Source organism: Caballeronia sp. LZ028 (genome assembly GCF_031451415.1).
In the GTDB taxonomy this organism is placed as follows: domain Bacteria; phylum Pseudomonadota; class Gammaproteobacteria; order Burkholderiales; family Burkholderiaceae; genus Caballeronia; species Caballeronia zhejiangensis.
In genome coordinates this window covers 1,010,895-1,037,586 of record NZ_JARUXN010000003.1, presented here as the reverse complement: position 1 = coordinate 1,037,586, position 26,692 = coordinate 1,010,895, and the positions used below count along the sequence as shown (strand labels likewise).

At 62.8% G+C, this 26,692-nt stretch carries 25 protein-coding genes; 12 read left to right on the top strand and 13 right to left on the bottom strand.

Annotation, left to right across the window (positions count from 1 at the left end; translation table 11 throughout):
• Positions 1-3 precede the first annotated feature (3 nt).
• From QCE58_RS21920 to QCE58_RS21910, 3 genes are read left to right on the top strand one after another with little or no spacing between them, the layout of a single operon-like run.
• Positions 4-1,029, top strand: a complete 1,026-nt coding sequence (locus QCE58_RS21920) for an amidohydrolase family protein (protein ID WP_250522047.1) — start codon at positions 4-6, stop codon at positions 1,027-1,029.
• A 1-nt stretch (position 1,030) separates the two neighbouring features.
• Positions 1,031-1,714 (top strand): 4-carboxy-4-hydroxy-2-oxoadipate aldolase/oxaloacetate decarboxylase, encoded by a 684-nt coding sequence (gene ligK / locus QCE58_RS21915; RefSeq protein WP_175982593.1) that lies wholly within the window; start codon positions 1,031-1,033, stop codon positions 1,712-1,714.
• Positions 1,715-1,719: 5 nt separating this feature from the next.
• Positions 1,720-2,406: a substrate-binding domain-containing protein gene (locus QCE58_RS21910; protein WP_250436844.1), complete on the top strand. Its 687-nt coding sequence runs from the start codon at positions 1,720-1,722 to the stop codon at positions 2,404-2,406.
• Between the two features lie 42 nt (positions 2,407-2,448).
• Here QCE58_RS21910 and QCE58_RS21905 read toward each other — a convergent pair whose 3' ends face one another.
• The gene (locus tag QCE58_RS21905; RefSeq protein ID WP_008348610.1) at positions 2,449-3,549 is read right to left on the bottom strand and encodes an NADH:flavin oxidoreductase/NADH oxidase; all 1,101 of its coding nucleotides are present in this window, start codon (positions 3,547-3,549) and stop codon (positions 2,449-2,451) included.
• A 94-nt stretch (positions 3,550-3,643) separates the two neighbouring features.
• On the opposite strand from QCE58_RS21905, the gene QCE58_RS21900 reads away from it, so the two are divergent.
• Entirely contained in the window at positions 3,644-4,555 is a 912-nt protein-coding gene (locus tag QCE58_RS21900) for a LysR family transcriptional regulator (RefSeq protein WP_250436926.1), read from the top strand.
• Here QCE58_RS21900 and QCE58_RS21895 read toward each other — a convergent pair whose 3' ends face one another.
• From QCE58_RS21895 to QCE58_RS21875, 5 genes are read right to left on the bottom strand one after another with little or no spacing between them, the layout of a single operon-like run.
• Positions 4,556-5,476 carry a dihydrodipicolinate synthase family protein gene (locus QCE58_RS21895; protein ID WP_250436843.1) on the bottom strand — a complete coding sequence of 307 codons (921 nt, stop codon included), beginning with the start codon at positions 5,474-5,476 and terminating at the stop codon, positions 4,556-4,558.
• A 24-nt stretch (positions 5,477-5,500) separates the two neighbouring features.
• Positions 5,501-6,457 (bottom strand): amidohydrolase, encoded by a 957-nt coding sequence (locus tag QCE58_RS21890; protein WP_250522046.1) that lies wholly within the window; start codon positions 6,455-6,457, stop codon positions 5,501-5,503.
• Between the two features lie 4 nt (positions 6,458-6,461).
• Entirely contained in the window at positions 6,462-7,463 is a 1,002-nt protein-coding gene (locus QCE58_RS21885) for a 4-hydroxythreonine-4-phosphate dehydrogenase PdxA (RefSeq protein ID WP_250522045.1), read from the bottom strand.
• A gap of 24 nt (positions 7,464-7,487) precedes the next feature.
• Positions 7,488-8,786 (bottom strand): MFS transporter, encoded by a 1,299-nt coding sequence (locus QCE58_RS21880; protein WP_250522044.1) that lies wholly within the window; start codon positions 8,784-8,786, stop codon positions 7,488-7,490.
• 46 nt (positions 8,787-8,832) lie between these two features.
• Positions 8,833-10,008 carry an L-rhamnonate dehydratase gene (locus tag QCE58_RS21875; protein ID WP_309780296.1) on the bottom strand — a complete coding sequence of 392 codons (1,176 nt, stop codon included), beginning with the start codon at positions 10,006-10,008 and terminating at the stop codon, positions 8,833-8,835.
• Between the two features lie 153 nt (positions 10,009-10,161).
• Here QCE58_RS21875 and QCE58_RS21870 point away from each other — a divergent pair, with 153 nt between their 5' ends.
• Positions 10,162-11,085, top strand: a complete 924-nt coding sequence (locus QCE58_RS21870; protein WP_008348596.1) for a LysR family transcriptional regulator — start codon at positions 10,162-10,164, stop codon at positions 11,083-11,085.
• A gap of 677 nt (positions 11,086-11,762) precedes the next feature.
• Here QCE58_RS21870 and QCE58_RS21865 read toward each other — a convergent pair.
• From QCE58_RS21865 to QCE58_RS21850, 4 genes are all read right to left on the bottom strand, one after another.
• Positions 11,763-12,410, bottom strand: a complete 648-nt coding sequence (locus QCE58_RS21865) for a M35 family metallo-endopeptidase (protein ID WP_008348594.1) — start codon at positions 12,408-12,410, stop codon at positions 11,763-11,765.
• A complete protein-coding gene (locus QCE58_RS21860; RefSeq protein ID WP_051996552.1) occupies positions 12,410-12,988 on the bottom strand; it encodes a PAAR domain-containing protein in 579 nt (192 codons plus the stop codon). Before QCE58_RS21860 ends, QCE58_RS21865 begins: the two co-directional genes overlap by 1 nt.
• 353 nt (positions 12,989-13,341) lie before the next feature.
• On the bottom strand, positions 13,342-14,637 hold the full coding sequence (locus QCE58_RS21855) for an MFS transporter (RefSeq protein ID WP_250503357.1): 1,296 nt from the start codon (positions 14,635-14,637) through the stop codon (positions 13,342-13,344).
• 232 nt (positions 14,638-14,869) lie between these two features.
• Complete coding sequence (locus tag QCE58_RS21850) at positions 14,870-16,390, bottom strand: methyl-accepting chemotaxis protein (protein ID WP_250522043.1); 1,521 nt, start codon at positions 16,388-16,390, stop codon at positions 14,870-14,872.
• Here QCE58_RS21850 and QCE58_RS21845 point away from each other — a divergent pair.
• Complete coding sequence (locus QCE58_RS21845) at positions 16,389-16,679, top strand: hypothetical protein (RefSeq protein ID WP_250522042.1); 291 nt, start codon at positions 16,389-16,391, stop codon at positions 16,677-16,679. The genes QCE58_RS21850 and QCE58_RS21845 overlap by 2 nt on opposite strands.
• A gap of 33 nt (positions 16,680-16,712) precedes the next feature.
• A complete protein-coding gene (locus tag QCE58_RS21840) occupies positions 16,713-17,711 on the top strand; it encodes an FUSC family protein (RefSeq protein ID WP_175981236.1) in 999 nt (332 codons plus the stop codon).
• Here the strand turns inward: QCE58_RS21840 and QCE58_RS21835 are convergent.
• On the bottom strand, positions 17,653-17,964 hold the full coding sequence (locus QCE58_RS21835; protein ID WP_250522041.1) for a hypothetical protein: 312 nt from the start codon (positions 17,962-17,964) through the stop codon (positions 17,653-17,655). The two genes, QCE58_RS21840 and QCE58_RS21835, sit on opposite strands and share 59 nt — an antisense overlap.
• Before the next feature lie 90 nt (positions 17,965-18,054).
• Here QCE58_RS21835 and QCE58_RS21830 point away from each other — a divergent pair, with 90 nt between their 5' ends.
• The 5 genes from QCE58_RS21830 to QCE58_RS21810 all read left to right on the top strand — a co-directional run bounded on the left by QCE58_RS21830 (position 18,055) and on the right by QCE58_RS21810 (position 25,300).
• Positions 18,055-19,275, top strand: coding sequence for a helix-turn-helix domain-containing protein (locus QCE58_RS21830; protein ID WP_250522040.1), 1,221 nt, complete (start codon positions 18,055-18,057; stop codon positions 19,273-19,275).
• Between the two features lie 36 nt (positions 19,276-19,311).
• Entirely contained in the window at positions 19,312-19,950 is a 639-nt protein-coding gene (locus QCE58_RS21825; protein ID WP_008348584.1) for a DUF5074 domain-containing protein, read from the top strand.
• 97 nt (positions 19,951-20,047) lie between these two features.
• On the top strand, positions 20,048-22,168 hold the full coding sequence (locus QCE58_RS21820) for an ATP-binding protein (RefSeq protein ID WP_250522039.1): 2,121 nt from the start codon (positions 20,048-20,050) through the stop codon (positions 22,166-22,168).
• 76 nt (positions 22,169-22,244) lie between these two features.
• A complete protein-coding gene (locus tag QCE58_RS21815; RefSeq protein ID WP_250503351.1) occupies positions 22,245-24,524 on the top strand; it encodes an EAL domain-containing protein in 2,280 nt (759 codons plus the stop codon).
• Positions 24,525-24,676: 152 nt separating this feature from the next.
• Complete coding sequence (locus QCE58_RS21810; RefSeq protein WP_250522038.1) at positions 24,677-25,300, top strand: hypothetical protein; 624 nt, start codon at positions 24,677-24,679, stop codon at positions 25,298-25,300.
• Positions 25,301-25,305: 5 nt separating this feature from the next.
• On the opposite strand, the gene QCE58_RS21805 is transcribed toward QCE58_RS21810, so the two are convergent.
• Positions 25,306-25,563, bottom strand: a complete 258-nt coding sequence (locus QCE58_RS21805; RefSeq protein ID WP_250522037.1) for a hypothetical protein — start codon at positions 25,561-25,563, stop codon at positions 25,306-25,308.
• Positions 25,564-25,613: 50 nt separating this feature from the next.
• The gene (locus QCE58_RS21800) at positions 25,614-26,573 is read right to left on the bottom strand and encodes a LysR family transcriptional regulator (protein WP_008348577.1); all 960 of its coding nucleotides are present in this window, start codon (positions 26,571-26,573) and stop codon (positions 25,614-25,616) included.
• Positions 26,574-26,692 lie beyond the last annotated feature (119 nt).

Genomic DNA, 26,692 nt, shown 5'->3' with positions numbered 1-26,692 from the left:
GGGATGATCATCGACATTCACGGCCACTACACGACCGCGCCAAAAGCGCTCGAAGCGTGGCGCAACCGGCAGATCGCCGGCATCAGTAATCCATCGGAGATGCCGGCTGTTTCGGAGTTGCATATCAGCGACGACGAACTGCGCGAATCGATCGAAAGCAATCAATTGCGCCTGATGCGCGAACGCGGCCTCGATCTCACCGTGTTCAGTCCGCGCGCGAGTTTCATGGCGCATCACATCGGCGACTTCGAAGTGTCGAGCACGTGGGCCGCGATCTGCAACGAGCTGTGCTATCGCGTGAGCGAACTGTTTCCCGATAGCTTTATTCCGGCGGCGATGTTGCCGCAAAGCCCGGGCGTCGACGTATCGACGTGCATTCCCGAGCTCGTGAAGTGCGTCGAGCAATACGGCAATGTCGCGATCAACCTGAATCCGGATCCGTCGGGCGGGCACTGGACGAGCCCGCCGCTTTCGGATCGCTCGTGGTATCCGATCTACGAGAAGATGGTCGAGTACGACATCCCTGCGATGATTCATGTGAGCACGAGCTGCAACGCGTGCTTTCACACGACGGGCGCGCATTACCTGAACGCCGACACGACCGCGTTCATGCAGTGCCTCACGTCCGATCTGTTCTTCGATTTTCCGACGCTCAAGTTCGTGATTCCGCATGGCGGCGGCGCGGTGCCGTATCACTGGGGGCGTTTCCGCGGACTCGCGCAGGAGCTGAAAAAGCCTTTGTTGAAGGATCATTTGCTCAACAACGTGTTCTTCGATACCTGCGTCTATCATCAGCCGGGCATCGATCTGCTGACGCGCGTGATTCCCGTCGACAACATTTTGTTTGCAAGCGAAATGATCGGCGCGGTGCGCGGCATCGATCCTGAAACGGGACACTATTTCGACGATACGAAGCGCTACGTCGAAGCCGCGCAGATCGAGCCGGAAGCGCGCTACAAGATTTACGAAGGCAACGCGCGCCGCGTGTATCCGCGCCTCGATGCGGCGCTCAAAGCAAAGGGACGTTGATATGTACGAACTGGGTGTGGTGTATCGCAACATCAATCGCGCGAATGCGGATGCGGCCGCCAGGCTCGGCGCACTCGGCTCGGCGACCGTGCACGAAGCGATGGGCCGTGTTGGCCTGATGAAGACCTACATGCGGCCGATCTATGCGGGCGCGCAAGTGAGCGGCACGGCCGTGACCGTGTTGCTGCAACCGGGCGACAACTGGATGATGCACGTCGCGGCCGAGCAGATTCAGCCTGGCGATATCGTCGTGGCCGCATGCACGACGGACAATACCGACGGCTTCTTCGGCGATCTGCTCGCGACGAGCTTCAAGGCGCGCGGCGCGCGTGCGCTCATCATCGACGGCGGCGTGCGCGATGTGCGCGTGCTGACGGAGATGAACTTCCCCGTATGGAGCCGCGCGATTTCCTCGAAGGGCACGGTGAAGGCGACGCTCGGCTCGGTGAACATTCCGGTCGTGTGCGCGGGCGCATGGGTCACGCCGGGCGATGTGATCGTCGCGGATGACGATGGCGTCGTGGTCGTGCCGTCCGCATCGGCGCAACAGGTGCTCGATAAAGCCACTGCGCGCGAGGCGCTCGAGGAGGAAAAACGCGCGAAGCTCGCAAGCGGCGTGCTCGGTCTCGACATGTACAAGATGCGCGAACCGCTGGAAAAAGCGGGCCTGCGCTATATCGACTGACGCGCATGAGCATCACCGGTATCTCTTCGATGGCCACGCGCCAAGTGCTGAACGATCTCGCTTGCGCGTATGAAGCGCAGTCGGGCCAGCGCGTTGCGATCGTATCGGTGGGCGGCGTCGCGGCGGTCAGGCGTATCGAAGCGGGCGAAGCGTTCGATATTGTCGTGCTCGCTTCGGATGCGATCGATCGGCTCGCGGCATCAGGACACGTCGATGCAGCGAGTCGCGTGCGGATCGCGCGTTCGGGCGTTGCGATCGCGGTGAAAGCGGGCGCGCGGCGTCCTGCCATCGACGATGAAGCCGCCGTGCGTGAAGCCGTGCTCGCGGCGCGCACCATCGGTTATTCGACGGGGCCGAGCGGTGTCTATCTGACGCGTCTGTTCGAGCGTTGGGGCATCGCTCAACGCATCGCATCGCGCATCGTGCAGGCGCCGCCGGGTGTCGCTGTCGGCGCGCTCATCGCGCGTGGCGAAGTCGAACTCGGCTTCCAGCAGTTGAGCGAGATGATCGGCGTCGAAGGCATCGACGTGCTCGGTATGTTGCCGCCGGCGATTCAAACGCTGACGGTATTCGAAGGCGCGATCGGTGCGAACGCAAGCGCATCGAAAGATGCTCGCGCGTTCCTGGCGTTTCTCGGTTCGAGCGATACCGACGCGACCAAAATCAAACACGGCATGGAGCCGGTCAACTAAAAAAAGCGCGCAACCATTGCGCGCTTTTTTCATTTCACGACGTCATTCAGCGACGGCGTAACGTTCGAGCCAATGCGCATAAGGCGCGGGCAATGCCCACGACGGCTTCTCGACCTTCAACTGCTTGGCTGCCTGATACGGCCAATGCGGATTCGACAGATGCGCGCGGCCGATCATCACGAGATCGAGTTGACCGGATTCGACCGCGTGTTCCGCGTTCGGCGGCGAATCGAAGCCCCACGCCGACGCAACCGGTATCTCCGCTTCTCGGCGCACGCGTTCCGCGATCGGGCCGAGGAACGCCGGTCCCCATGGAATGCGCGCATCGGGCGTCGAGAAGCCGACGCTCACGCTCATCAGATCGAGTCCTTTGCGACGCAGCGTCTTCGTCAGTTCGATGGATTCGTTCAGCGTGGCTTCATCGCGGCCGTCGTATTCGATGACGCCGAAACGCGCCGTCAGCGGCAGGTTCTCGGGCCACACTTCGCGCACCGCGTCGAAGGTCTCGACGATGAAGCGGCTGCGTCCCGCGAGATCGCCGCCGTATTGATCGTCGCGCTGGTTGGCATCGACGGAGAAGAAGCTTTGGGCGAGATAGCCGTGCGCGAAGTGCAGTTCCAGCCATTCGAAACCCGCTTCGCGTGCGCGACGTGCGGCCGCCGCGAAGTCGGCCTTCACGCGCGCGATGTCGTCGAGCGTCATCGCCTTGGGCACTTTCGGCAGCCCGCCGCCGAATGCGACCGCCGATGGCGCGAGCGTGTCCCAGCCGCGTGCATCGTCGGACGGGATGTGATCGTCGCCTTCCCACGGACGATTCGCGCTCGCCTTGCGGCCCGCATGCGCGATCTGGATGCCGGGCACCGCGCCCGCCGCCTTGATCGCCGCCGCGATGTTCTTCATGCCTTCGATGTGCGCGTCGTCCCAAAGACCCGTGCATCCCGGCGTGATGCGGCCTTCCGGCGATACACCCGTCGCCTCGACGATCACGAGGCCCGCGCCGCCGCGCGCAAGGCTCGCGTAATGGCTCAGGTGCCAGTCGTTGACGAAGCCGTCGATGGCGCTGTACTGGCACATTGGCGGAATGGCGATGCGGTTGCGCAGCGTGACGTCCTTCAGTTTGAAAGGAGTGAAGAGTGCTGACATCTGTGGTTCTCTGTATCAATGAAGACGTTCAGATTAACCGTTCAGTGTCATAATGAAAACTATCTGCAGATTATCGGTTCGATAAAATTTCGTGATGCTCAATCCGCAATGGCTGCGCACCTTTCTCGCGCTCGTCGACCTCGGCAACTTCACGCGCGCCGCCGAGCGGCTCGATCTGACGCAGGCCGCCGTGAGCCAGCATCTTCGTCATCTGGAAGACGAACTGGGCCTGCTCGTGATTCGCCGTCCGCGAGGCATCGAACTCACGCCGGCGGGCAGGGCGTTGATCGACTATTGCAACGAGATGGAACTGGCGGGCAAGCGTCTCGCGTCCCGGCTGTCGGATAGCGAAGACGAAGCTGGCGAAATCGGCCTCATCACGCCGGGCAGCATCGGGCTCGTGCTGTTTCCGCTGCTGCTCGATTTGCAGCAGCAGCGTCCGGAATGGAAGATGCGTCATCGCTTCGCGCCCGATTCGGAAGTGCTCGAAGCCGTGCTTGAGAGCCGCTACGACCTCGGCATCGTCGCGTTGAAGCCCGACGATCCGCGTCTTGCGGCGAGCAAGTTCATCGAGGAGCCGCTCGAACTCGTCGTGCCCGCGAACGAAGACGTACACGAATGGAGCGATCTCGAACGGCTCGGCTTCATCGACTATCCGGAAGCGCACATGACCGCGAGCCGTCTGCTGAGCCGCCGCTTCCCGGGCAATCCAGGCGTCGCGAGCTTGCGCCGGCAAGGCTTCAGCAATCAGATCAGCCTCATACTGGAGTTCGTCGCGCGCGGACTCGGCTTCACGGTGATACCGCGTTATGCGCGCATCGCGTTCGGCCAGCCGGAAGCGATCGGCGTGGTCGAATGCGGCGCGCCGGTGATCGATACGCTGTGGCTCATCCGCCGCGCGGAATGGCCGCTGCCCGCGCGTTGCGCGCGGACCGTGGAGTATTTGCGGGAACGTGTGGGCGTTCCCACAATCAAGGCCGATTCGAAGAAAAAGCGTCGGCGCTAGTCAATGTCCCCAGCGCAGCACGAGCGGATCGAGCTTGCGCGCGACTTTCAGCAAGCCTTCGCGCACGGCAGGATGCATCGGCGCGAGCGGGTGACGCACTGCATCCGAGCGAATCACGCCGCCTTCCTTCATCAGCGTCTTGCACGCCGCGAGACCGCACTGACGGTTCTCGTAGTTGATGAGCGGAAGCCATTGCTGATACAGCTCGGCGGCTTTGTCGGAATCGCCCGCGAAGTAGGCATCGACGATCTTGCGGATGCCGTCGGGGTAGCCGCCGCCGGTCATGGCGCCGGTCGCGCCCGCGTCGAAGTCGGGCATCAGCGTGATCGCCTCTTCGCCGTCCCACGGACCGACGATCGCATCGCCGCCGAGTTCGATCAGCTCGCGCAGCTTCGATGCAGCCTGCGCCGTTTCGATCTTGAAGTACGACACATGCTCGACGTCGCGCGCGAGCTTCGCGAGAAACGACGCGGAGAGCAGCGTGCCAGCGACAGGCGCGTCCTGAATCATGATCGGAATGTCGATCGCGTTCGATACTTCGCGATAGAACTCGTGGATGCCGCGCTCGCCCACGCGAATCGTCGCGCCGTGATAAGGCGGCATGATCATGACCATTGCGGCGCCCGCGTCCTGCGCGGCGCGGCTGCGCTCCGCACAGATGCGCGAGCTGAAATGCGTCGTCGTGACGATCACCGGCACGCGGCCCGCCACATGTTCGAGCACGGTGCGCTGAACGGTGTCGCGTTCCGCATCGGATAGCGCGAACTGCTCGGAAAAGTTCGCGAGTATGCATACGCCGTGCGAGCCGGCATCGATCATGAAATCGATCGCGCGCTTCTGGCCTTCGAGATCGAGGCGGCCCTGATCGTCGAAGATGGTCGGAGCGACGGGAAAGACGCCGCGATAAACAGGTGCAGCCATTGAAGTAAGTCTCCTTTGGTTGGTCTAGATCCGGTACAGCGCGCACGCGTTGTCGAAGAATAGCGCGAGACGTTCTTCGCGCGAGCGCGCTGCGACGATCGTCTTGAAGCCGGTAAAAAGATCATCGAGCGTGACGACGAGGCTATCGACCGGAAAGTTACTCGCGAAGAGGCATCGCGCGACGCCGAAGCTTTCGATCGCATTGCGCACGATGCGTCCGTTGCGCTCGACACGCCAGCTTACGCCAGGTTCGCCGATCCCCGATATCTTGAGCCATACGTTCGGCGATCGCGCGAGCGCATCGAGCGCGGCGCGCCAAGCCGTTAGCGCTTCCTCGCTACGATCGGCGGGCAGGCCGGCATGGTTCACGATGATTTTCATCTGCGGAAAGTCGCGCGCGAGTTCTGCGGCTTCCTCGAAGTGCCACCACGGCGCCTGCAGTTCGAACATCAGGCCACTTTGCGCGAGCAACGCATAACCGCGCCGCCAGCGTTCGCAACGCATCGAGCCGGGCGCGGCGAAATCCGCGCGATGTTCCGCGCGGGGCACGGTCTTCGGTTTATGACGCACGCTGCGCACGAGCGGCATCTCGCGATAGGCGTCGATGACATCGGCGACATCGTCGCGATCGAGCCAGATCTGCGCGGCCATCGCGTTCGGCAAGCCGGTGCGTTCGTGCAGCGCCGTCGCCCAGCGCGCTTCGCCGAGCACGTCGCGCGGATCCCATTCGCCTTCCATCATCACCGTCTTCACGATGCGATGATTGCCCGCCTGCGCGAAGTAGTCGTCGGGCAGAAAGTCCTTGCAGATCGACGCGTAATCGCCGTAACGAAACGCGATGCGCGGCAGATCGCGCAGCCACGGATGATAGTTGCGCGACACGTCCCAGAAGTGATGATGCGCGTCGACGATGGGCAGATCGGCGTCGTCGCCGCTTTGCAGAAAGCGTTCGCGCAATGCTTCGATGCGTTCTTGCATCATGGCGTCAGCTCACGCGGTCTTGCGCCATGCGCACGGCGATGTCGAAGGCCTTTTGCGTGGCGCCGGCATCGGCGCGGCCCTGGCCGTGGATATCGAACGCGGTGCCGTGCGCGGGCGTCGTGATCGGAACGGGCAGGCCGCCGTGCACCGTGACACCGCGCCAGAAGCCCATGAGTTTCATCGCTATCTGGCCTTGATCGTGATACATCGTGACCACGCCATCGAAGACCTTCTGATCGCGCGCGCGCACGAAGATGGTGTCGGCGGGGAAGGGGCCTTGCGCGTCATAGCCTCGCGCACGCGCTTCTGCGACGGCCGGCGCGATCACGTCGATTTCCTCGCGGCCGAACGCGCCGTTGTCGCCGTTATGCGGATTGAAGCCGCACACCGCGATGCGCGGCTTGTCCACGCCCGCGCGCTTCAGACCATCGTGAATCAGTTGCACCGCGCCGACGATGCGCTCGGCCGTGAGCTTCGCGCTCACGTCCTTCAGCGCGATATGCGAGGTCACGCGCGAGGTCCACAATTCGTCGAGCACGTTGAACTCGCAGAACGCGCCGCTATAGTCGAGCTGACGCGCGAACCATTCCATCTCGTCGTTCGTTTCCATGCCGGCCATGTGCAGCGAAGTCTTGTTGACGGGCGCGAACAGCATCGCTTGCGTGCGGTTTGCGCGCGTCATCGCAAGCGCTTGTTTGAAGGCTTCGAGGCTGTAACGGCCGCCGCGTTCCGTCGATACGGCGCGCTCGTAAGGCGCATCGTCGGGCAGGCGGAAATCGATGAGCGAGGGCACGCCGGTATCGCGCGCGGCGGCCGCTTCGTTGTCGATGACTCCATACTCGAAGCGTTGCTGCGCGATCTCCATGCCTTGATCGAGTTCACGCTTGTCGCCGATGATGAGCAGATCGGCGCGCGCGCGATTCTCGGGCTTCGCGATGAGACGCGCGATCAGTTCGGGACCGATGCCGGCGGGATCGCCGAGAAGCACTGCGATGCGAGGTTTCATGTCTGTATGGTCCGTTGTCGATTATTAACGCGTGCGGCGCAGATCGATTGCGATCGAACCGAAGATATACACCAGCGCGCACGCGCCGTAAAAGTGCAGCACCGCATCGAAAGAGCCGGTGCGCTGAAGAATGAAGCCGGTGATGAGCGGAATCGAAATGCCGCCGACGCTGCCCGCGCAGTTCATGCATGCACCGAGCAGGCCCACGCGTCCCGGGCTTGCGAGCAGCGAAGGCAGGCTCCAGTAGAGACTGCCCCACATCAGCAGGAACGATGCGCCGCACAGCACGGCGACCGCGACGACGGGCGAAGTGATCGTCGGGAGCGCGGCGAATACGGCGAGCGTTGCGATGCCCGAGACCGCGATCATCGTCTTCACGACTTTACCGCGCGACAGATTCATCCCGCACAAGGCATCGCACAGGAAGCCACCGGAAAGCGAACCGAGCGCGCCCGCGAGGAAGATGAAGAAGGTCGCCGCGCCGATCTGCGAAAGGCTCAGACCGCGCGCCTGCGTCAGATAGCTCGGGCCCCACGTGAGCAAGCCGAAGAAGATCATCGCCCAGCACATGCGGCCGACGCACATCGCGATGGTCGAGCGCAGCGGCAGCGGCGCATCGTCCTGGCTTGCGTGCATCGCCTTCGATGCGGGCGGCGCGCCGTCGTGGATATGCGCCAGTTCCGCGCCATTGACGCCGGGATGTTTCGCGGGATCGTCGCGCAGATAGCGCCATGCGAGCCATCCGCATGCGATGGTCGCAAGCCCCGCGACGACGAACGCGGTGCGCCACGAGCCGAACATGAGGATCAGGTTCGAGATCGCGAGACCGCCAATCGCGGCGCCGAGCGGCGATCCGGCATCCATCAGCACCGCGCCCCGCGCGCGTTCCTTGCGCGACAGCCACAGCGCGTTGAGCTTGCTGCCGGCGGGAAAGAGCGGTGCCTCCGCGCCGCCGAGACCCACGCGCAATAGCAACATCGACATGCCGCCGGTGGCTGCGCCCATCAGCGTCTGGAAGAGACCCCACAAGACAGTTGCACCTGCAACTACTTTGCGCGGGCCGAGTTTGTCGATGAGCCAGCCGCCCGGAATCTGCAACAGCGCGTATGACCAGAAGAAGCTCGACAGCACGAGCCCTTGCATCGCGGGCGAGAGCGCGAACTCCTTGGCGATGGTGGGCATCGCGATGGAAAGCGAGATGCGGTCGACGAGATTGATCAGCGTGATGAGGAACACCACGCCGAAGATGCGCCAGCGCACGCTCGTCACGTGTGTGGACGAGGCGGCGTCGTGCGCCGTGTGTGCTTCGATTCTGCTTTCCATGTTCGTCTCCTGTCGCCTCGGGCTGCATGGTCCCGTGGTCGCATCGTCATTCGATGATGTTGAAGTCGCTCAGATGCTTGTCGGACAGCGTGATGCCGAGGCCCGGCGTTTCATCGGAGAGTTGCAGATAGGCGTTCTCCGGCTGCGGTTCGCCGTCGAAGATGTAATAGAAAAGCTCGTTGCCGACTTCGACATCGAACACCGGGAAGAACTCGGACATCGGGCTCGCGGTGCTCGACATCGTCAGGTGATAGTTGTGCATCTGGCCCGCGTGCGGAATGACCGGCACGGACCACGCTTCGGCCATGGCGTTGATCTTGCGCGCCGCCGTGATGCCGCCGACGCGATTCGTGTCGTATTGAATGACATCGACGGCCCGGCGTTCGAGCAGATCCTTGAAGCCATAACTCGTGAACTCGTGCTCGCCGCCGGAGATCGGCACGATGTTCATCTTCTTGAGTTCCTGATAGCCTTCGACGTCGTCGCCGATCACCGGTTCTTCGAGCCAGCGCGGATTGAATTCGGCAAGGCGCGGCAACATGCGGCGCGCGTATTCCAGCGTCCAGCCCATATAGCATTCGAGCATGATGTCGACGTCATCGCCGGCAAGCTCGCGCAACAGGCGCACTTGTTCGAGATTCTTCGCCATGCCTTTCGGACCGTCTTTCGGGCCGTAGCCGAAGCGCATTTTCATCGCGGTGAAACCTTGATCGAGATAACCTTGCGCTTCGGCGAGAAACGCGTCGCGATCGTCGTTGTTATAGAGCTTCGATGCGTAGCACCAAATCTTCTCTTTCGTTCGGCCGCCGAGCAGCTTGAAGACGGGCTTCTTCACGGCCTTGCCCATGATGTCCCATAGTGCGATATCCATCGCCGAGATCGCCGCCATGCCGATGCCCTTGCGGCCCCAGGCGAGCGTGCGCCGATACATCTTCTGCCAGATGTATTCGTGATCGAACGGATCTTCGCCGATGGCGATAGGCGCGAGATATTCATCGACGATCTGCTTCGCGACGCGCGGCGCGAGCGCGCAATTGCCGATGCCGACGGTGCCGTCGTCGCATTCGACCTCGACGACGAGCCAGCCGTGAAAGCGGAACGAGCCCATTGCATCGCCGCGCTCGTAGAGGATATCGACGGCGTTCGTACAGAAATGCGATTGCGGCGGAACGACCTTGCCTTTCCATTCGAAAACGCGCGCGCGGACATGCTTGATCTTCATCTTCGGTGTCTCCGTGTGGTTCGATTGATGCCGCGCGCACTGCATGATGCGAGGGTTTGCGCGGCTGTTTCGGGTAGCGCTAGTGTGCGAAACTCCGCGATAACTGACCATTGAATAATTTGAATCAGGCTATTTCCTGGAGTTATCACTCGCATGATCGCGCCCGCTTCGACCATCCGCAAACGTCTGCGCCTGCGTCATCTGCAATTGATGATGGCGCTTTCGGAAACCGAATCGCTCAGAAGCGCCGCCGACGAACTCGCGATGACGCAGCCTGCCGCGACGAAGGCGTTGAAGGAACTGGAAGACACGATCGGCGCGTCGCTGTTCGTGCGTCATGCGCGAGGCATGGAGCCGACGATCTACGGCGAAGCGGTGATGCGCTATGCGCGCGTCGTGTTCGAGGACCTCGATGAATTGCGCGATGAGCTCGCGGCGATCGAGGCGGGCGATATCGGCAAGGTGCGGATCGGCGCGGTGATGGCGCCTGCGCCTGACTTGCTGACGAAGGTGATCGTGGAGTTGAAGGAAGCGCATCCGCGCTTGCAGATCAGCGTGCAGATCGATACGAGCGATGTGCTCGTGCAGGCCTTGCAGCAGGATCAGTTGGATATTGTCGTCGGGCGCATTCCTTATGGCTTCTCAGCGCTGGATCTGACGTTCGAGACCTTGTCGGAAGAGGCGCTCGCGATCGTTGCGCGGCCGGATCATCCTTCTGTTGGTATTGCGGGCAAGCCGAAGCTCGCCGATCTCGCGAAGTATCCGTGGATCGTGCAGCCGCATCCGAGTCCGATGCGGCAGATCATCGACCAGACGTTTCGTGAGTCGCGTGTGGCGCCGCCGGTGAGTACCGTGGAGACTTCTTCGATTCTGACCACGTTGTCGCTGTTGCGGGATTCGGACATGCTGGCTGTGTTGCCTAGCTCGGTCGCGGATTATTATGCTGCGCTCGATACCATCGCTTCTTTGCCCACCCCGTTGCGGGGGCGTCTCGCGCCTTATGGGTTGATTCTCAGGAAGAACAGGCGGATTAGTCCTGCCACGCAGTTGGTGATTGAGGCTATTCGGAAGGCTTGAGGGTTTGGTTTTATTTTTGCTCTCGCCGGATCTCGTTTTCTTAGTGGTCTATTGGCGTTGCCCCTGTGCGGGAGCCGGCCGGCGAGCCCTATGGGACAGTGCGTCGGGGTTGGCGGCATTTACTGCGTCCTTGCTAAGCTCACATCCAATTGCCGGCACACAATGCTGCACATGACGAGAAGACAAACATCGAGAAGTGAGCGGGCGGCGCGTACTCGTGCGCCGGCAGACGCGCCACAGCGGACCGCGACATTGCCTAGTTCCTTGGAAGACTCGAACTTGTCGGACAACACACGTTGGGGCACTCGGGAAGGAATGAGACTTCGACCCGCTTGCCGTTGGTCAGGCGAGAATGTTCATAGATATGAGTATCCGTTTCGACTTCTCCTCTAACGAAGCCAAGTTGTGTGAGCAACCGCTTTCCCGCAACTAAACGCGCCTCGGCGAGCCTTTGCGGATCGCGCTCAGTCGTTTCTGCATGCCCGCTAATTTGCGTTATCTCCTTCGTGACGTGTTGGGCATACGCCAACTGCTGTTTTGCTACCCACCCTGCGAGCCGAAGCACTTCCGCGGTCGGGACCTCCGCGCTGTCCTGATTGAAGTAGATGTCGAAGTTCTCGCTTGGAACGCAGGCGAGCACACCTGTCGACGCGGCGAGAAGCAGACTCGATACTGCTTTACATACTGTAGATGACATAACCGGCAATGCTGTCTGCATTCTCGATGGCTTGTTCTGGGTTGGTCTTGCCGAGCGGAAGGCACTCTCTCATGAAGTATCTCCAATCTTTGGTCGCCATAGTGTCGTTGAAGTGACTAGCCTCATGGATCAGTGTGGAAACCATCGAGTCCTTTGCATATGACACCGATCGCATTTCGCAGAAGGCCTCGCGTATCGCGATGGTGTGCGTCTCCGTATCTGGGGCACATACTTCCGCCACTGCGCCAAGGGCGTTACTCAAGTTTGGTGAGCACGAAATATGTGTAGCGTGATCGGGGTCCCATCGCACAAAGTTTTCGGCCTTCAAAGTCTTAAGAACGCGCGAGATGGCAGAAAGGCCCCTGATCAGAGTTTGTCGAGTCGTTTCGTCACATCTCCCGAACCATATGTCGACACGCGCTTCGTCCGCCTGATTCCATCGGCGAAGGTCGTTCAGACGGGCATCAGTCATCTGAACCGCTTCGTCTCTGCAAGAGAAGACCAATTCCCTAAATTGCGCATTGGTCATGTTCGGGCAGATGCGCTGCGTATTGACATACACATCCACGGACGAGCCTTTGACCGCGTTAGTCATCGAGGAATGAACTTCAAATATCTCTTTTGCCATTATTCTGCTTCTTCAATCTCGACCACGACTTTTTCGGTTAAGCTGGTTTTGATGCGTTGCGTCCGTCCTGCTTGGTCTGTCACACCTTCCACGGTCACGCCGTTGCTGCTGACCAGGCGATAGAACACGTTAGCGAGGGGGCGACCGTTCGTTCTGTCGCGAAAGACGTATTGTTCGTCGAAAACGGAAGCGATGGTTGGCATGCTCGCGCCGTGCGTGTTGCCACTACCCGCGCCGCTCTTGAGGAAAATGCCCGGTCTCTTCCCGATTACGACTCGATTCTGTTTGCATGGACAGAGCACGATATCGTTATCAACCACCGCATGACGGCCCTTCTCCTTTATGCCCTGTCCGGTCCCATGTATTTTGTAAGTGCCTTCGCAGTTCCCGCATGTCGCTTGGTCGTCGCTGAGAGCAACCTTTCTCTTGCCGTCGCGAATTGTTGATGTACCAGCGATGACATAGCCACCTGTTGTCGTTGGATCGCCCTCTCGTATTGCGGCTTTACGCATGGCGGATCCAGCAATGGAAAGCTCACTGCTCGTGCCCCGGCCATCGAGTACGTCGCGTTCTTGCATGTTCGTCAATCTGTTTTGTCGGAGATAACGAACGTAGCGGATTTAGGTATCCGACGGAATAGATAGGCGTAACTTTATGTTGACGAGCTACGATACTTTCGAAAACGATGGACAAGCCGTGTCAGAAGAGATGATCTACCCGGGCGTATGCTTGAATGCAACGTGACTGCGCAATGGTGAATTTGCAGTCGATAGGTGAGCGCCGTCCGAGATTGCAACATCGGAATAGCATCCTTCGACGGACGTGGTGGCGATGCTTGACGTCACCCCGGCCGCTGTGTTTAGCGACGACCGGGGACGAAACCGGGATCCAGCGAAAGAAATCCGAACAGCCGAATGACCGCAAAAACCCGCTACTCCGCAAACCCCAACTCCCTCCCAGAAGCCGCCGCACCAGCGCTATCCAACGCAATATCCGGCCGCATAAAAAACGTCATCACGATGCCAACCGCGAGCAACCCCAACGATCCAGCGAACGGCAAAGTCCAACTCCCGGTCCGATCGACGACAAACCCGAACACGATCGGCGAGAAAATCCCCGCGATAGCGGACCCTGCATTCACCAGCCCGCTGGCAATCCCGACATGTTTCGGCGTGATGTCCATCGGCACGGCCCAGATCGGTCCAATCGTCATCTCGAGAAAGAAGAACGACAGGCTCATCGAAGCAGCCATGACCGGCAGCGACTTCACGAACATCACCGGAGCGAGAAACACGAGCGCCCCGAGAAACGCGACGATGATCATGTTGCGCCGCGCCGAAACCACGCTGCCCGTGCGCTTCAGAATGCGATCGGAGATCACGCCGCCCGCCGTATTCCCGACGACGCCCGACAAGAACACGCCCGCCGAAAACAACGCCGAACTCTTCAGATCGAGCCCGCGTCCATGCATGAAGAACGTCGGCAGCCACGTGAAGAAGAGCCAGCCGGTCCAGCCATAGCAGAAGTAGACGAGCATCGTCGGCGAGATGCGCTTGAGCAGGCGTCCCCACGGCGTCGGTTCGCGCGTCTTGTCGACGGCGACCTTGTTCTCCGGCGGCAACTCCGCTTCTTCCTCCGCCGTCATATGCCGATGCTTGCGCGGATTGTCCGCGAAGTACCACGCATAAACGATCACCCACACGGCCGTCAGCGCGCCGACGAGCACGAAGGACGCACGCCACGAAGCGAACGCGACCAGCAACGCGATCAACGGCGGCGTAAGCGCGTTGCCGAGACGCGAGAACGAATGCGTGAGCCCCTGCACGAAGCCGCGCTTGCTCGCCGGATACCAGTTGACGAGCGCGCGCGCCTGCGCCGGCAGCGCCGCGCCTTCGCCGACGCCGAGCAACATGCGCGCGCAGAACAGCGACGCGACGCCGCCCGCGAAACCCGTCGCGATCGTCGCGACGATCCAGATCGACGCGCACAGCACGAGCGTCGTCTTCGCGCCGAATCGATCGCTGAACCATCCGCCGATCACCTGGCAGATCGCATACGTATAGGCGAACGCGCCGAACACGAGGCCGACATCGGTATTGGTGAGATGAAGGTCGTCGCGTATGAGGCCCGCCGCAGCGGACAGGTTCACGCGATCGAGATACATGATGAACGACATCGCGCACATCAGCGCGAGCACGGAGCGGGTGACTCTGGGTCGATGCAGCATCTTCTATGTCTCCTCCGAGGCTTGTTGCGCGCTGGCTGATTCGTTGCGCGCGCTCTTTTATCGAGGACGGACCGCATGTCGATCCGACGCTCCGCAGTCTCGCGAAAACAGCGATAGCCGTCTATTGAATTCGCCTCATGAGGTGATTACCGGCGGTTATGGCTCGGCAAAAGACAAACGGCTCGCGTCCCGAAGGATCGCGAGCCGTGCATCATCGAGACGCGAAAGGGCGTCAGGCCGTCGCGCGCATGCCTTCATCGTGAAGACGGAAGGTCTCCACCGCCGTGCGCAATGCGCCCGCCTGATCTTCCAGCGATTGCGCAGCCGCCGCCGCTTCCTCGACGAGCGCCGCGTTCTGTTGCGTCACTTCATCCATCTGCGTGACGGCGCGCGCCACTTGCTCGATGCCGCTGCTTTGCTCTTCCGACGCCGCCGCGATCTCGCCCATGATGTCGGTCACACGCTGCACCGCCGTGCTGATCTCCGTCATCGTGCGGCCGGCTTCATCGACGAGCGCGGCGCCCGATTGCACGCGCTCGACGGAGTTGTCGATCAGCTCCTTGATCTCTTTCGCCGCCGCCGACGAACGCTGTGCGAGCGAGCGCACTTCCCCAGCGACGACCGCGAAGCCGCGGCCTTCTTCACCGGCGCGCGCCGCTTCGACGGCTGCGTTCAACGCGAGAATGTTCGTCTGGAACGCAATGCCTTCGATGATCGTGATGATGTCCGCGATCTTCGACGAGCTATGGTTGATCTCGCCCATCGTCGTCACGACCTGCGACACGACATGGCTGCCCTTGCCCGCGATGTCCGACGCATTCGCAGCGAGCACGCTCGCCTGGCGCGCGTTGTCGGCGTTCTGCTTGACCGTGCCGGTCAGCTGATCCATGCTCGACGCGGTTTCCTGAAGCGCCGACGCCTGTTCTTCGGTGCGCGACGAAAGATCCACATTGCCCGCCGCGATCTGCTTGGTTGCGGACGCAATCGACTCACTGCCGCCGCGCACAGTGCGCACCGTATCGATGAGGCTCGATTGCATCGTCGCGAGACCGCGCAACAACTGGCCCATTTCGTCGTTCGACGTCACTTTCACGTTGCTGCGCAAATCGCCGCTCGCGATCGCATCGAACTGCGCAAGCGCCACATCGAGCGGACGCGAAATGCGACGGCGCAGCGACACCCACGAATAGAACGAAGCGGCGATGCCCACGAGGATCGCGATGATCGACGCCATGCGGAACATGCCGAAGACTTGCTGGCCGTTGTCATAGGCGGCTTTCGCCTGATCGAATTGCAGCTTGCGCAGCGAGATGCCCGTCTTCGCCAGCTCGTTGAACGAGACCTGCATCGCGTTCGCATCGGCGACGATCTTCGCCTGATCCTGCGCGCGTATATCGGCATAGCCTTCGTCGAGCAGCTTCTGCACTGCGAGACGCTGCGCGCCGAACTTGTCGGCGAGCACTTTCTCTTCCGGGCCCTGCGGCAATCCGGAGTACTTCGTCCAGGCTTCGTCGGAAGACTTGCGCATCAACGCGCCGCGTCCGATCGCTTCTTCCGCCGCGGGCGTGCCCACGTTCAGCGCCGCCCGATCGAAGGAGAGACGCTCGCGCGCCACGAACATTTCCGCATTGCCGACCGATACCGCGCTCGGCATTTCATTCGTGAAGAGGTCGTGCGTGACTGTGTTGGACTGAGTCATGCCGATCAGTCCGACCATGCCGACCGCGATCAGAAGTGCGCTCAGAAGCATCATGGCCAAGGCCAGTCGGCCTTTGATTGTGGAAAACATAGCTCTCTCAAGGTGGCTGCATCGCAAGGGCGCGTGCGCGAGCGGTGACGGCGATGCTTCGTCTGCCGCGCCGCCGATGAGTGCATCGGCTGATCTGTATAACGACCGCAGCGCAAAGTCCTTTAGAAAACGTTTAAATGATGTTTTAGCACGGTCATGCGAAGAAGCCCTGTTTAAGGGTTTTGCCGGAGCGAACCGGGAATCGACGGCGCATTGCAAGCGATTGTTCACATTGGCCCGGATCGACGACTAAACTTCATGCGAACTCACGAAGAGGCCACAGCGCATGTCCGCCGATGCACCGCATCTTCGTATCGCCAGCGAGATCAAGCTCTGGCCGCTCGCGCACGCGACGATCGCGCTGCTGCCTTTCGTCGCGCTTGCGCTCGCCACCGGCAACGCGCTATGGATGAAGGCGTCGCTGCTCGCGATCGCCACGACCATCGCGCAAGACCAGCTCGCGTTGAGACCGCCTGGCGTCGTCGCGCACGGACTCGCGGTCATCGCCGGGACGTATCTGCTGCTGCTTGCCGAACTCGTGCCGGCGTTCTTCGTCGTTGCGTGCATGACGCTCGCGGCGTGCGTGATTCTGCTGGCATCGCGCGGGTCGAAACTTCGCACGGTCGGCAACTGGACTTTCATTCCTGTGCTCATTCTCGCGAACGAACTGCACGGCGGACGCACCGTCGATGCGTTGTTGCACGCCGCGCCCGCCTGGTTGCCTTATCTCCTTGCCGCGCTCGTGCCAGCGATGTTGTCGGCGCATATGCGCTCGCGTGGCAAGCCCGCGTCACGCTGGTCCAATCTCGATGATTTCGGCGAACGCGCGCCCTTCGGCGAAGACCTCGCGGCGATGCTCGCAAGCGTCGGCATTGCCGCGATGATGGTCGTGTACGCGCACATGGATCACGCGAACTGGGTGATCTGGGGCGCGGCGAGCATCGTCACCGGTTCGGTCGATACGGCGCGCACGAAGCTGCGGAACCGCGCGTGGGGCGTGATCGCGGGCGTGCCGATCGGCATCGTGCTCGGGCGCTTCGTCGTGCCGCATTCGGGCATGGCCGTCACGCTCGCGACGCTCGCCGCGTTCCTCACGCTCGTCGCATTTCAGCGCTATATCGTCGGATACTTCTTTCGCTGCATGTTCGTTGCGCTTGCAATCATGCTGGCGAATCAGTCCGCCGCCGATGCGTTCGAGCGGCTCACGCATGTGCTCGCGGGCGGAGTCATCGGCATCGTGTGCGTGCTGGGCGCGCATGTGCTGGCGCGTCGCATGTCGCGTTGAATGTCCGCGGATCGAAGACGAAGAGCGTCGCCTTCACGATCGCGAGCCACATGCCGATGAACGCCGCCATCGCGCGCAACCATGCGCGGCCGCACATCGGCGTGAAGGCGGGCGATGACATCCAGCCGCCGGGCATCGGCCACTCGCTCATCGATGACATCGGTATGTGCATCGCATGAATCGCGATCACGCTCGCCACGACGACGAGCGCGATTATCGCGACGAAGCGGCTGCTTTCTCGTTCGATGTTCATGATGTCCTTCCTGCCAAGGCACGTCGAGTACGGTGTTAGATTAGTCGCGGGCGTGCACGGCAAAGGAGTGACAAGTGTGTCGGGATTCGCATGGATTCGCTGATCACGGCGGCGGCGCGCGCGCTCGCGGCGGGTGATCCGCTCGGCGCGCTGAATCGCATCGCGTTGCGCGAGGATGCGAATGCGCTCGCGTTGCGCGGCATCGCAATGGCGCAGCTCGGCGACTTCGTTCGGGCGCGCGCGCTCGTCAAAAGCGCGGCGCGCGCGTTCGGCGCGAAAGAGGCGCTGGCGCGTTCGCGCTGCATCGTTGCGGAAGCGGAAATCGCGCTCGCATCGCGCGATCTCGCGTGGCCCGCGAAGGCGCTCGATCAGGCGCGCGCGATTCTCGAAGCGCACGGCGATCACGTCAACGCCGCGCACGCGCGCTATCTCGAAGTGCGGCGCGCGCTTCTCATCGGACGGATCGACGATGCGCAACGCATGCTCGTCGAGTTGGATCATGCGACGCTGCCCGCTGCATCGCGGGCCGCGCATGAACTCATCGATGCGGGCATCGCGATGCGCCGTCTGCAGACCCACGCGGCGCGCGCGGCGCTCGAACGCGCGACGCTCGCCGCGCGTGAGGCTGCGATTCCCGCGCTCGCCGCCGAAGTCGACAGCGCGTGGCGCATCCTCAACGCGCCCGCCGCGCGTCTCATCGCGCAGGGCGAAGAGCGGCTGCTCCGGCTCGATGAAGTCGAAGCGCTGTTCGCATCGAATGCCTTCGTCGTCGATGCGTGCCGTCTTTGCGTGCGCGAAAACGGCACGTCGATGTCGCTCGCGACGCGCCCCGTGCTTTTCACGCTCGCGCGCATGCTCGCGCAAGCGTGGCCTGGCGATGTGCCTCGCGACGCGCTGATCCTGCGCGCGTTTCGCATTCGTGAAGCGGACGAAACGCATCGCGCGCGCTTGCGCGTCGAGATGGGCCGGCTGCGCACGATGCTGCGCGCACACGCGAACATCGATGCGACGCCGCGCGGCTTCGTGCTGAAGCCGCTTCACGCGCGCGACGTTGCGGTGCTCGCGTTGCCCGTCGAAGACGGACATGCGCCGCTGCTCGCGTTTCTCGCCGATGGCGAATCGTGGTCCAGCTCCGCGCTCGCCATTGCGCTTGGCGCGAGTCAGCGCACGGTGCAGCGATCGCTCGATGCGCTCGCCGCGAGCGGCAAGGTGCAATCATTCGGTCGCGGCCGTGCGCGCCGCTGGACCACGCCGCCGATGCCCGGATTCGCGACGGCCTTGTTACTCCCCGTCGATCTCGCGAGTGATTAGCATGAAGCCATCGAATCAATCATCAGGAGGACGGCGATGAAACGCGCGAAGGCGGAAATCATCCGCGAATATGGGCCTTTTCCGGATATCGACGGCGTGCATGGCGTCACGTATGACGGCGAGCATGTGTGGTTCGCCGCCGGCGATACGCTCAACGCCTTCGATCCCGAAAGCGGCGAGAAGGCGCGAACGCTCAAAGTCGCGGCGCATGCGGGCACCGCGTTCGACGGCGAGCATCTGTTTCAGATCGCCGAGGACCGCATCCAGAAGATCGATCCGCGAACCGGTCGCGTCGTGTCGACGATTCCCGCGCCGGGCGGCGGCGCGGACTCGGGGCTCGCGTGGGCCGAGGGCACGCTCTGGGTCGGGCAGTACAACGAACGCAAGATTCATCAGATCGATCCGGACGATGGCGCGATCCTGCGCACGATCGAGTCGAATCGCTTCGTGACCGGCGTGACGTGGATCGACGGCGAACTGTGGCACGCGACGTGGGAAGGCGACGAAAGCGAGTTGCGGCACATCGATGCGCAATCGGGCGAAGTCATCGAGCGGCTCGACATGCCCGAAGGCGTGGGCGTGTCGGGACTCGAATCGGATGGACGCGACCGCTTTTTCTGCGGCGGCGGGCGCACGGGCAAGGTGCGCGCGGTGCGCAAACCGAAGCGCGGATAAGAGGCATGGCGGGTAGCGCTTCAGGTCTGAACGAATAGCCTTTATGCTGTCGAATTCGCGAACGACCACGCGATTCTTCAGACAGTTAAGGCCGGTTTTGACTTCGAATATCTCCGATCACCGTCAGCTCGATTCCTGGGTCGGCGAAACAGCGCGCGCCATTCGCGACTACGACTGGCGCGCGACGCCGCTCGGTCCCATCGACGCATGGCCGCAAGTGTTGCGCTCCGTCGTGCAGATGATGCTGCGCAACGCGTTGCCGATGGCCGTGCTATGGGGCGGCGAAGGCACGCTGCTCTATAACGACGCATACGCGCATTTTTCGGGCGGGCGTCATCCGCGCATTCTCGGCATGCCGATCGAAGCGGCGTGGCCCGAGGCGGCCGAGTTCAATCGCAATGTGCTCGATACGGGACTGCGCGGAGAATCGCTTTCGTATCGCGACATGAGCTTTACGTTGCCGCGCGACGGTCGCGATGCGCAAGTGTGGCTCGATCTGCATTACAGCCCGGTCGCGTCGAACGAAGGCGTGCCCGTCGGCGTGCTCGCGATCGTCGTCGAAACGACCGGGCGCGTGCTGCTCGAACGCACGCGCGCCGAAGCCGAACGCGCGTTTCGCGAAGCCGATGAGCGCTTGCAGCTCGCGCTCAATTCCGGCGCGGTGCTCGGCACGTTCGTGTGGGACATTCCCGACAATCGCGTGAAAGGCGATGAGCGCTTCGCGCGCACGTTTTCGTTTTCGCTCGACGAAGTGGCGCGCGGCATGCCGATCGAGGCGGCGTTCGCGAAGATTCATCCCGAGGATCTGGAACGCGTCAGGGGGCTTATCGTGCGCACGCTGCAGCACGGCGAGCCGTTTCGCGCCGAATACCGCATCCTTTCCGGCGATGCGCGATGGACCTGGATTCTCGCCACCGGCCGCTGCGACCACGACGAAACCGGCAGACCAATGCGCTTTCCCGGCGTCATCATCGACATTCACGATCGCAGGATTGCCGAAGAGACCTTGCGGGAACTGACGCGCGGTCTCGAAGACAAGATCTCCGAAGCCGTGGCCGCGCGCATCGCGGTGGAGGCGCAATTGCGTCAGAGCCTGAAAATGGAAGCGCTCGGCGCGATGACGGGCGGCGTCGCGCACGACTTCAACAACACGCTGCAGGCGATCAGCGGCAACCTGCAATTGCTGCAGTATTTGCCGCCGACGGACAGCCGCGTGCCCGAGCGCGTACACGCCGCGATGGAAGCCGTGCAGCGCGGCGCGAAGCTCGCTTCGCAATTGCTGTCGTTCGCGCGGCGGCAACCGCAGTCGCCGGTCGTGATCAATCCGCAGCGCCTGTTCAAAGAGATGCGCGAGCTCTTGCGGCATGCAGTGGGACCGTCGGTATGCATCAACACGTTGCTCGCGGAGCACGCATGGAACTTCTGCGTCGACCGCAATCAACTGGAAAACGCGCTGCTGAATCTCGCGATCAACGCGCGCGATGCCATGCGCGGCGACGGCAAGCTCACGCTCGTCTGCTCGAACGAAGCGCTCGATGCCGCGGCGTGCGAGGGCAAGGATCTGCATCCGGGCGAATACGTGAAGCTGTCCGCATCGGACACCGGCGCGGGCATGGCGCCCGACGTGCTCGAACGCGCATTCGAGCCGTTCTTCACGACGAAGCCGGAAGGGCACGGCACGGGTCTCGGCCTCTCGATGGTGTTCGGCTTCGTCAAGCAGTCGGGCGGGCATATCGCGGTGTCGAGTTCGGTCGATGTGGGCACGACGGTCGAGATGTTCTTTCCGCGCAGCTTCGACGATGAAACCGCGCAACTGCGCGTCGATGCGATGACGGCGCACACGGGCGGCGCGACGGTGCTCGTCGTCGATGACGATCCCGCCGTGCTGATGTCGACGGTCGCGATACTCGAAGCGATGCATTACACGGTGCTGCGCGCCGCTAACGGCGATGCCGCGATGAGCGTGCTCGAAAGCGGCGTGAACGTCGACCTGATTCTCACCGACGTCGTGATGCCCGGCAAAGTGAAGTGCGCCGATCTCGCGGAATGGGCGTTTTCGCAGGAGCGGCCCGTGCCGGTGATCTACGTCTCCGGCTATACGCGCGACATCATCTCGCGCGATGGCGTGCTGCGGCCGAACGTGACCTTGCTCGGCAAGCCGTATCGCGCGGAGGCGCTGGCGAAGGAAATCGCGGGGGCGCTGCAGGCCGCGGCGTAGCGGTTCCTTTCTCAAGACTTTCTTCTCCGCGCCGATAAACACCGATCAAACCCATCAATAGAACAGGGCCAGAACGGTGCAGAGAGGCGCCAACGATTTCCTCGGGACCATCGGCGAGACCATCGCCAGGAACCGGCCTTACATCGAACGCGCACGCCGTTTCGGTGCGCTCGGTCTCGCGCCGCTCGGCGTGCTCGCCGCCGCGTGCGGAACCATCTTCGTGCCGCTGCCGTGGAACGTGTTGCTCGGCGTGCTCGTCTTCGGCGCGGCGTTCGTCGTGCATCGCATGCACGAAGCGAATCGCAAGATCTTCGTCGCACGTCAGGTCGCGCATGGGCTGCTCGCCATCGCCGAGGACTGTCTCAAGCTGCTGTCGCTCGAAGGCCGCATCATGTGCATTTCGGAGGTCGGCGGGCAGCTCATCGAAGCGGATCACGCAGACGATCTCATCGGCGTCGACTGGCTCGCGCTCTGGGACGGCCCCGACGCGCGGCGTGCCTTCGAACGCGCGAAAGCGGGTGAATCGACGTCGTTCTCCGGAGCCTGCCGCACGATGAACGGGACGCTGAAATGGTGGACGTCGACCTTCGCGCCCGTCTACGGCGAGCACGGACGGGTGAGCGCGGTGCTGTGCAAGTCGCGCGACATCACGGCGGAGCGCAATCTCATCGACGAATTGCGCGGCAACGCGCGCGTGCAAAAGGACATGGAAGATCACGTCGATGCCGTCTTCTGGACCGCGACGCGCGATTTCCGCGAGCTTCTGCATGTGAGCTCCGCGTTCGAACGCATGTGGGAAATGCCGATGTCCGCGCTCGAAGCCGATCAGACCGCCTGGTCGCAAAGCGTGCATCCCGAAGACCTGCCCGCGCTGCGCGACGAAATGCGTACCGCCGTGAACACGGGCGCGGCCACGCAGAGCTATTTTCGTCTCTGCCTGCCGCACGATCGCACGCGCTGGGTGCGCGCAGATATTTATCCGGTCATCGAGGACGGCGCGGTGTCGCGCGTCGTGAGCGTGTGCGTCGATGCCACCGACGAGCGCCAGCGCCTTCAGGAACTGCATCGGCTCGCGAACACCGACAGCCTCACCGGACTCGCCAATCGCAACGCGATGATGGACGCGCTCGTGAAGCGCTGTGAAGCGCTCGCGCCGTTCGCGTATCTCTTCATCGACATCGATCGCTTCAAGTCGATCAACGACACGGCCGGTCATATCGCCGGCGATGCGGTGCTGCGCACCATCGCGCGACGCATCGCGGAAACGCTGCCCGATGGCGCCGTGGCCGCGCGGCCGGGCGGCGACGAGTTCACCGTGATCCTGCCCGGCAGCTTCGATCAGGAAAGCATCGAGCGCGCGTGCCGCAAGCTCTCGCTCGCGTGCCATCGTCCGATCGAGATCGACTGCAAGAGCGTGACGATGACGTGCTCGATCGGCGTCGCGCTCTATCCCGAACACGGACGCACGCCCGAAGCGCTTTTCATCAGCGCCGACATGGCGATGTACGCCGCGAAGCGCGCGGGCCGCAACACGTTTCGCGTGTTCGGCGATCGCGAGAAGGACGATCTCGCGCGCGCGCATCTCGAAGCGCAACTGCACGGCGCGATCCGCGAGAACGAGTTCGTGCTGCATTATCAGCCGCAATATCGCGTCGATTCGGGTGCGCTTGTCGGTGTCGAGGCGCTGTTGCGCTGGAATCATCCGCAGCTCGGGCTGCTCGGTCCGGGCGCGTTCGTGCCGGTGCTCGAAGAGAGCGCGCTGATCGTCGAGGCGGGGCACTGGGTCATTCGCGAGGCCGTGCAGGCCGGGTCGCAACTCGCGCTCGCGCTGCCGCAGGCTTGCTCGGTCGCGCTCAACGTGTCGCCGAAACAGTTCCGCGATCCGCGCCTCGTGTCGGTTCTGCGGCACGCGATCAGGCGCGCCGGCATCGATTCGAACCGCATCACGCTCGAGATCACCGAATCCGCGCTGATCGACAACGTCGATGATGCGCAGGTCGTGCTGTCGAACGTTCGCGCGATGGGCGTACGCATCGCCATCGACGATTTCGGCACCGGCTATTCGAGTCTCAGCTATCTCGCGCGCTTCCGGCCGGACGTGCTGAAGCTCGACAAATCCTTCGTCGACAACATCGCCACCGACGCGATGGTGCGCACGGTCGTCGAAGGCGTGATCGATCTCGCGCACAAGCTCGGCGTGACGGTGGTCGCGGAAGGCGTCGAGACGCAGGAGCAGCTCGACACGCTGCGCGACGTGCGCTGCGACAAGGTGCAGGGTTTTCTGTTGAGCCGCCCCGTCCTGCTCGCGAGCCTGATGATGCGGACAGACGCAGAAGACGCCGCGACCGTGCGCTAAACGCGTGCCCGCGCGGGCCGCCCGGCGTTATCATCGCGGCATTCGCGGATGCGGGCCGGAAACGGAGGATGGACGCAATGAGCCACCTGATCTTCGCGTTGGGCGTGTTGCTGCGGCGGTTGACGACGATCGTTCTCCGACGGAGAGCACCGATGAAGACCTTTTGCCTGGGCGTTGCGCTGGCCACGATCGGCTCGCTTGCATGCGCCCAGTCCGCGCCGCAGTGCCCGCCCGCGGCCGGCCAACTGATACAGGTACGCGACTTCACGGCCGTCAGCCGTGAAAGCGGCGCGTCGCATGTGCTCGGCTCGCGATTGCGGTCGGCGCGCAATGCGGTGAAAGTGGGTCAGAACGCATCGGCGCTGGCGGATGGCATCGTCAAGGCGCTGAACGGGAAAGGTCTCGCCGCTTGCCATGTGACGGCGGATTCGCCGCCGCCGGCATCGGGCTGGCTCGTCAGCGGGGAGTTCGACGAAACGCTGTCGAGCGGATTCGGCTCCGCGTTGCCGTCGATGGGTTCATCCGACAAGACGCCCAACACGCATGTCACCGTGCAGCTCGCCAATCTCGCGGCGAGCCCGGACGCCGCGCCGGCGCAGATCGACACGAGCGGCGAACTGAAAGGGCAGAAATCGGCGGCCGCGCCGAAGCCCTACGGCGCCGCGGCGCGCTTCGTCATCAACGAGGTTCAGTCGATTGCCTCGCTCGATGCGCTCGCCGCGAAGATCGCCGATCAGATCGCGGCGGAGAAGGCGAAGCTCGACGGCGGGCAATAGGCGTTTCACGCCTCCGAGTCGCGCTTGCCTTTCGGATGGTCGGCGCTTGCGTCCGGCGAGGTGTCGGGATCCTTCAGATCGTGTTCGGGCGTGTACGGCCCTTGCTCGGGATGATCCTTGCCCTTCGGAACGAGCGTCGGATCGATATTGCCGTGCTCGCGCTGCTCGATCGTGCCATCGCTTTTTTCCTTGACGTCGCCCTCGCCGAGCGCCTCGCGGCGTTCGTCGGCGCGCTGCACGGGATCTGACGTTTCGCGGTTCATCGCATTCTCCTGAAGATGTTTTCCGTAACGCAGCAAGCCCCGTTCCGCGATCACTTGCGACGTGCCCGAGCGCGCGTTCGTCTGACGGGCGCGGCGCCCGCATGCGCGAACATCGGCATGCGGGTCAGAATCCAGTCGAGCAGTTCCTGCGGCCCGGCCGCGAGCGGACGTCCGGCTTTCACGAGCAGCTTCGCCTGCGCGCTCTCGAAAAGCGGATGCGCGACCGGTATCGTCGTCAACTCGCCGCTCGCGAGCTCGCGATACGCGGCGAATTCGCCGATCAGCGTCATGAAATTTTCCGCGGCCACGAAGCGCTTCAACGCGCCGAGCGAGTTCGTCGTGAGCGTCGGGCGGATCGCGAGATCGTCGGTGGTTTCGAGCATCTTCACGACATGGCCGATGCCGAACGTGGGCGGCATCAGCGCGAGCGGATACTCGAGCAGATCGCGAATCCGCGCGACGCCGCCGCGCACCGCCAGCGGATGATCGCGCCGCGCGAGCAGCACGACCGGCTGCGGCGAGCTTGCCCGAATCTCGATGCGCTCGTGCGGCGGCGGGTTGTACGCGAGCCCGATATGCGCGCGGCTCTGCGCGACTTCTTCGAGCAGATCGTCGACCGCGAGCATCTGCACGTCGATTTCGAGGCGCGGATAGCGCGCGCAGAACGGCGCGAGCACATCGTCGACGAGCGTATCGACATAGCCTTCGCTCACCGCGAGACGAATCTGCCCTTGCTGCAGGCCTTTGAGCGCATGCAGCTGATCCTCGAACTTCTCCTGCTGCGAACGATAGCCGCGCCAGAATTCGAGCAGATGGAACGCCGCTTCGGTCGGCCGCACGCCGCGCGGCTCGCGCTCGAAGAGCGTCGTGTCGAGTTCGTTTTCCAGCAATTTGATCTGCCGCGCGATCACCGACGGCGACGTGTTCAGATGATCCGCCGCGCCGCGAATCGTGCCGTGCGTGAGCACTTCGTGGAAATAGCGCAGACGTTGCTGATTGATTTCGCGCATGGTTGTCGTCCGTATGGGAAGGAATGCGTTGCTTGCAGAGCAACGATACGTGAACTTTGTTGCTCTTGCTCGCACGGTCGCACGCGCTCAACATCGCCTTACCCGAGAAAGGGAAGACG

Excerpts from the sequence above, each read along its gene's own strand:
- QCE58_RS21890 (WP_250522046.1), bottom strand. The coding sequence starts at position 6,457 with ATGATGCAAGAACGCATCGAAGCATTGCGCGAACGCTTTCTGCAAAGC.
- QCE58_RS21830 (WP_250522040.1), top strand. The coding sequence starts at position 18,055 with ATGGATTCGCTGATCACGGCGGCGGCGCGCGCGCTCGCGGCGGGTGAT.
- QCE58_RS21880 (WP_250522044.1), bottom strand. The coding sequence starts at position 8,786 with ATGGAAAGCAGAATCGAAGCACACACGGCGCACGACGCCGCCTCGTCC.
- QCE58_RS21895 (WP_250436843.1), bottom strand. The coding sequence starts at position 5,476 with ATGGCTGCACCTGTTTATCGCGGCGTCTTTCCCGTCGCTCCGACCATC.
- QCE58_RS21845 (WP_250522042.1), top strand. The coding sequence starts at position 16,389 with ATGGCCAAGGCCAGTCGGCCTTTGATTGTGGAAAACATAGCTCTCTCA.
- QCE58_RS21865 (WP_008348594.1), bottom strand. The coding sequence starts at position 12,410 with ATGGCAAAAGAGATATTTGAAGTTCATTCCTCGATGACTAACGCGGTC.
- QCE58_RS21800 (WP_008348577.1), bottom strand. The coding sequence starts at position 26,573 with ATGCGCGAAATCAATCAGCAACGTCTGCGCTATTTCCACGAAGTGCTC.
- QCE58_RS21825 (WP_008348584.1), top strand. The coding sequence starts at position 19,312 with ATGAAACGCGCGAAGGCGGAAATCATCCGCGAATATGGGCCTTTTCCG.
- QCE58_RS21900 (WP_250436926.1), top strand. The coding sequence starts at position 3,644 with ATGCTCAATCCGCAATGGCTGCGCACCTTTCTCGCGCTCGTCGACCTC.
- QCE58_RS21850 (WP_250522043.1), bottom strand. The coding sequence starts at position 16,390 with ATGATGCTTCTGAGCGCACTTCTGATCGCGGTCGGCATGGTCGGACTG.
- QCE58_RS21910 (WP_250436844.1), top strand. The coding sequence starts at position 1,720 with ATGAGCATCACCGGTATCTCTTCGATGGCCACGCGCCAAGTGCTGAAC.
- QCE58_RS21840 (WP_175981236.1), top strand. The coding sequence starts at position 16,713 with ATGTCCGCCGATGCACCGCATCTTCGTATCGCCAGCGAGATCAAGCTC.
- QCE58_RS21860 (WP_051996552.1), bottom strand. The coding sequence starts at position 12,988 with ATGCAAGAACGCGACGTACTCGATGGCCGGGGCACGAGCAGTGAGCTT.
- QCE58_RS21810 (WP_250522038.1), top strand. The coding sequence starts at position 24,677 with ATGAAGACCTTTTGCCTGGGCGTTGCGCTGGCCACGATCGGCTCGCTT.
- QCE58_RS21920 (WP_250522047.1), top strand. The coding sequence starts at position 4 with ATGATCATCGACATTCACGGCCACTACACGACCGCGCCAAAAGCGCTC.
- QCE58_RS21875 (WP_309780296.1), bottom strand. The coding sequence starts at position 10,008 with ATGAAGATCAAGCATGTCCGCGCGCGCGTTTTCGAATGGAAAGGCAAG.
- QCE58_RS21805 (WP_250522037.1), bottom strand. The coding sequence starts at position 25,563 with ATGAACCGCGAAACGTCAGATCCCGTGCAGCGCGCCGACGAACGCCGC.
- ligK (WP_175982593.1), top strand. The coding sequence starts at position 1,031 with ATGTACGAACTGGGTGTGGTGTATCGCAACATCAATCGCGCGAATGCG.
- QCE58_RS21870 (WP_008348596.1), top strand. The coding sequence starts at position 10,162 with ATGATCGCGCCCGCTTCGACCATCCGCAAACGTCTGCGCCTGCGTCAT.
- QCE58_RS21885 (WP_250522045.1), bottom strand. The coding sequence starts at position 7,463 with ATGAAACCTCGCATCGCAGTGCTTCTCGGCGATCCCGCCGGCATCGGT.
- QCE58_RS21835 (WP_250522041.1), bottom strand. The coding sequence starts at position 17,964 with ATGAACATCGAACGAGAAAGCAGCCGCTTCGTCGCGATAATCGCGCTC.
- QCE58_RS21905 (WP_008348610.1), bottom strand. The coding sequence starts at position 3,549 with ATGTCAGCACTCTTCACTCCTTTCAAACTGAAGGACGTCACGCTGCGC.
- QCE58_RS21855 (WP_250503357.1), bottom strand. The coding sequence starts at position 14,637 with ATGCTGCATCGACCCAGAGTCACCCGCTCCGTGCTCGCGCTGATGTGC.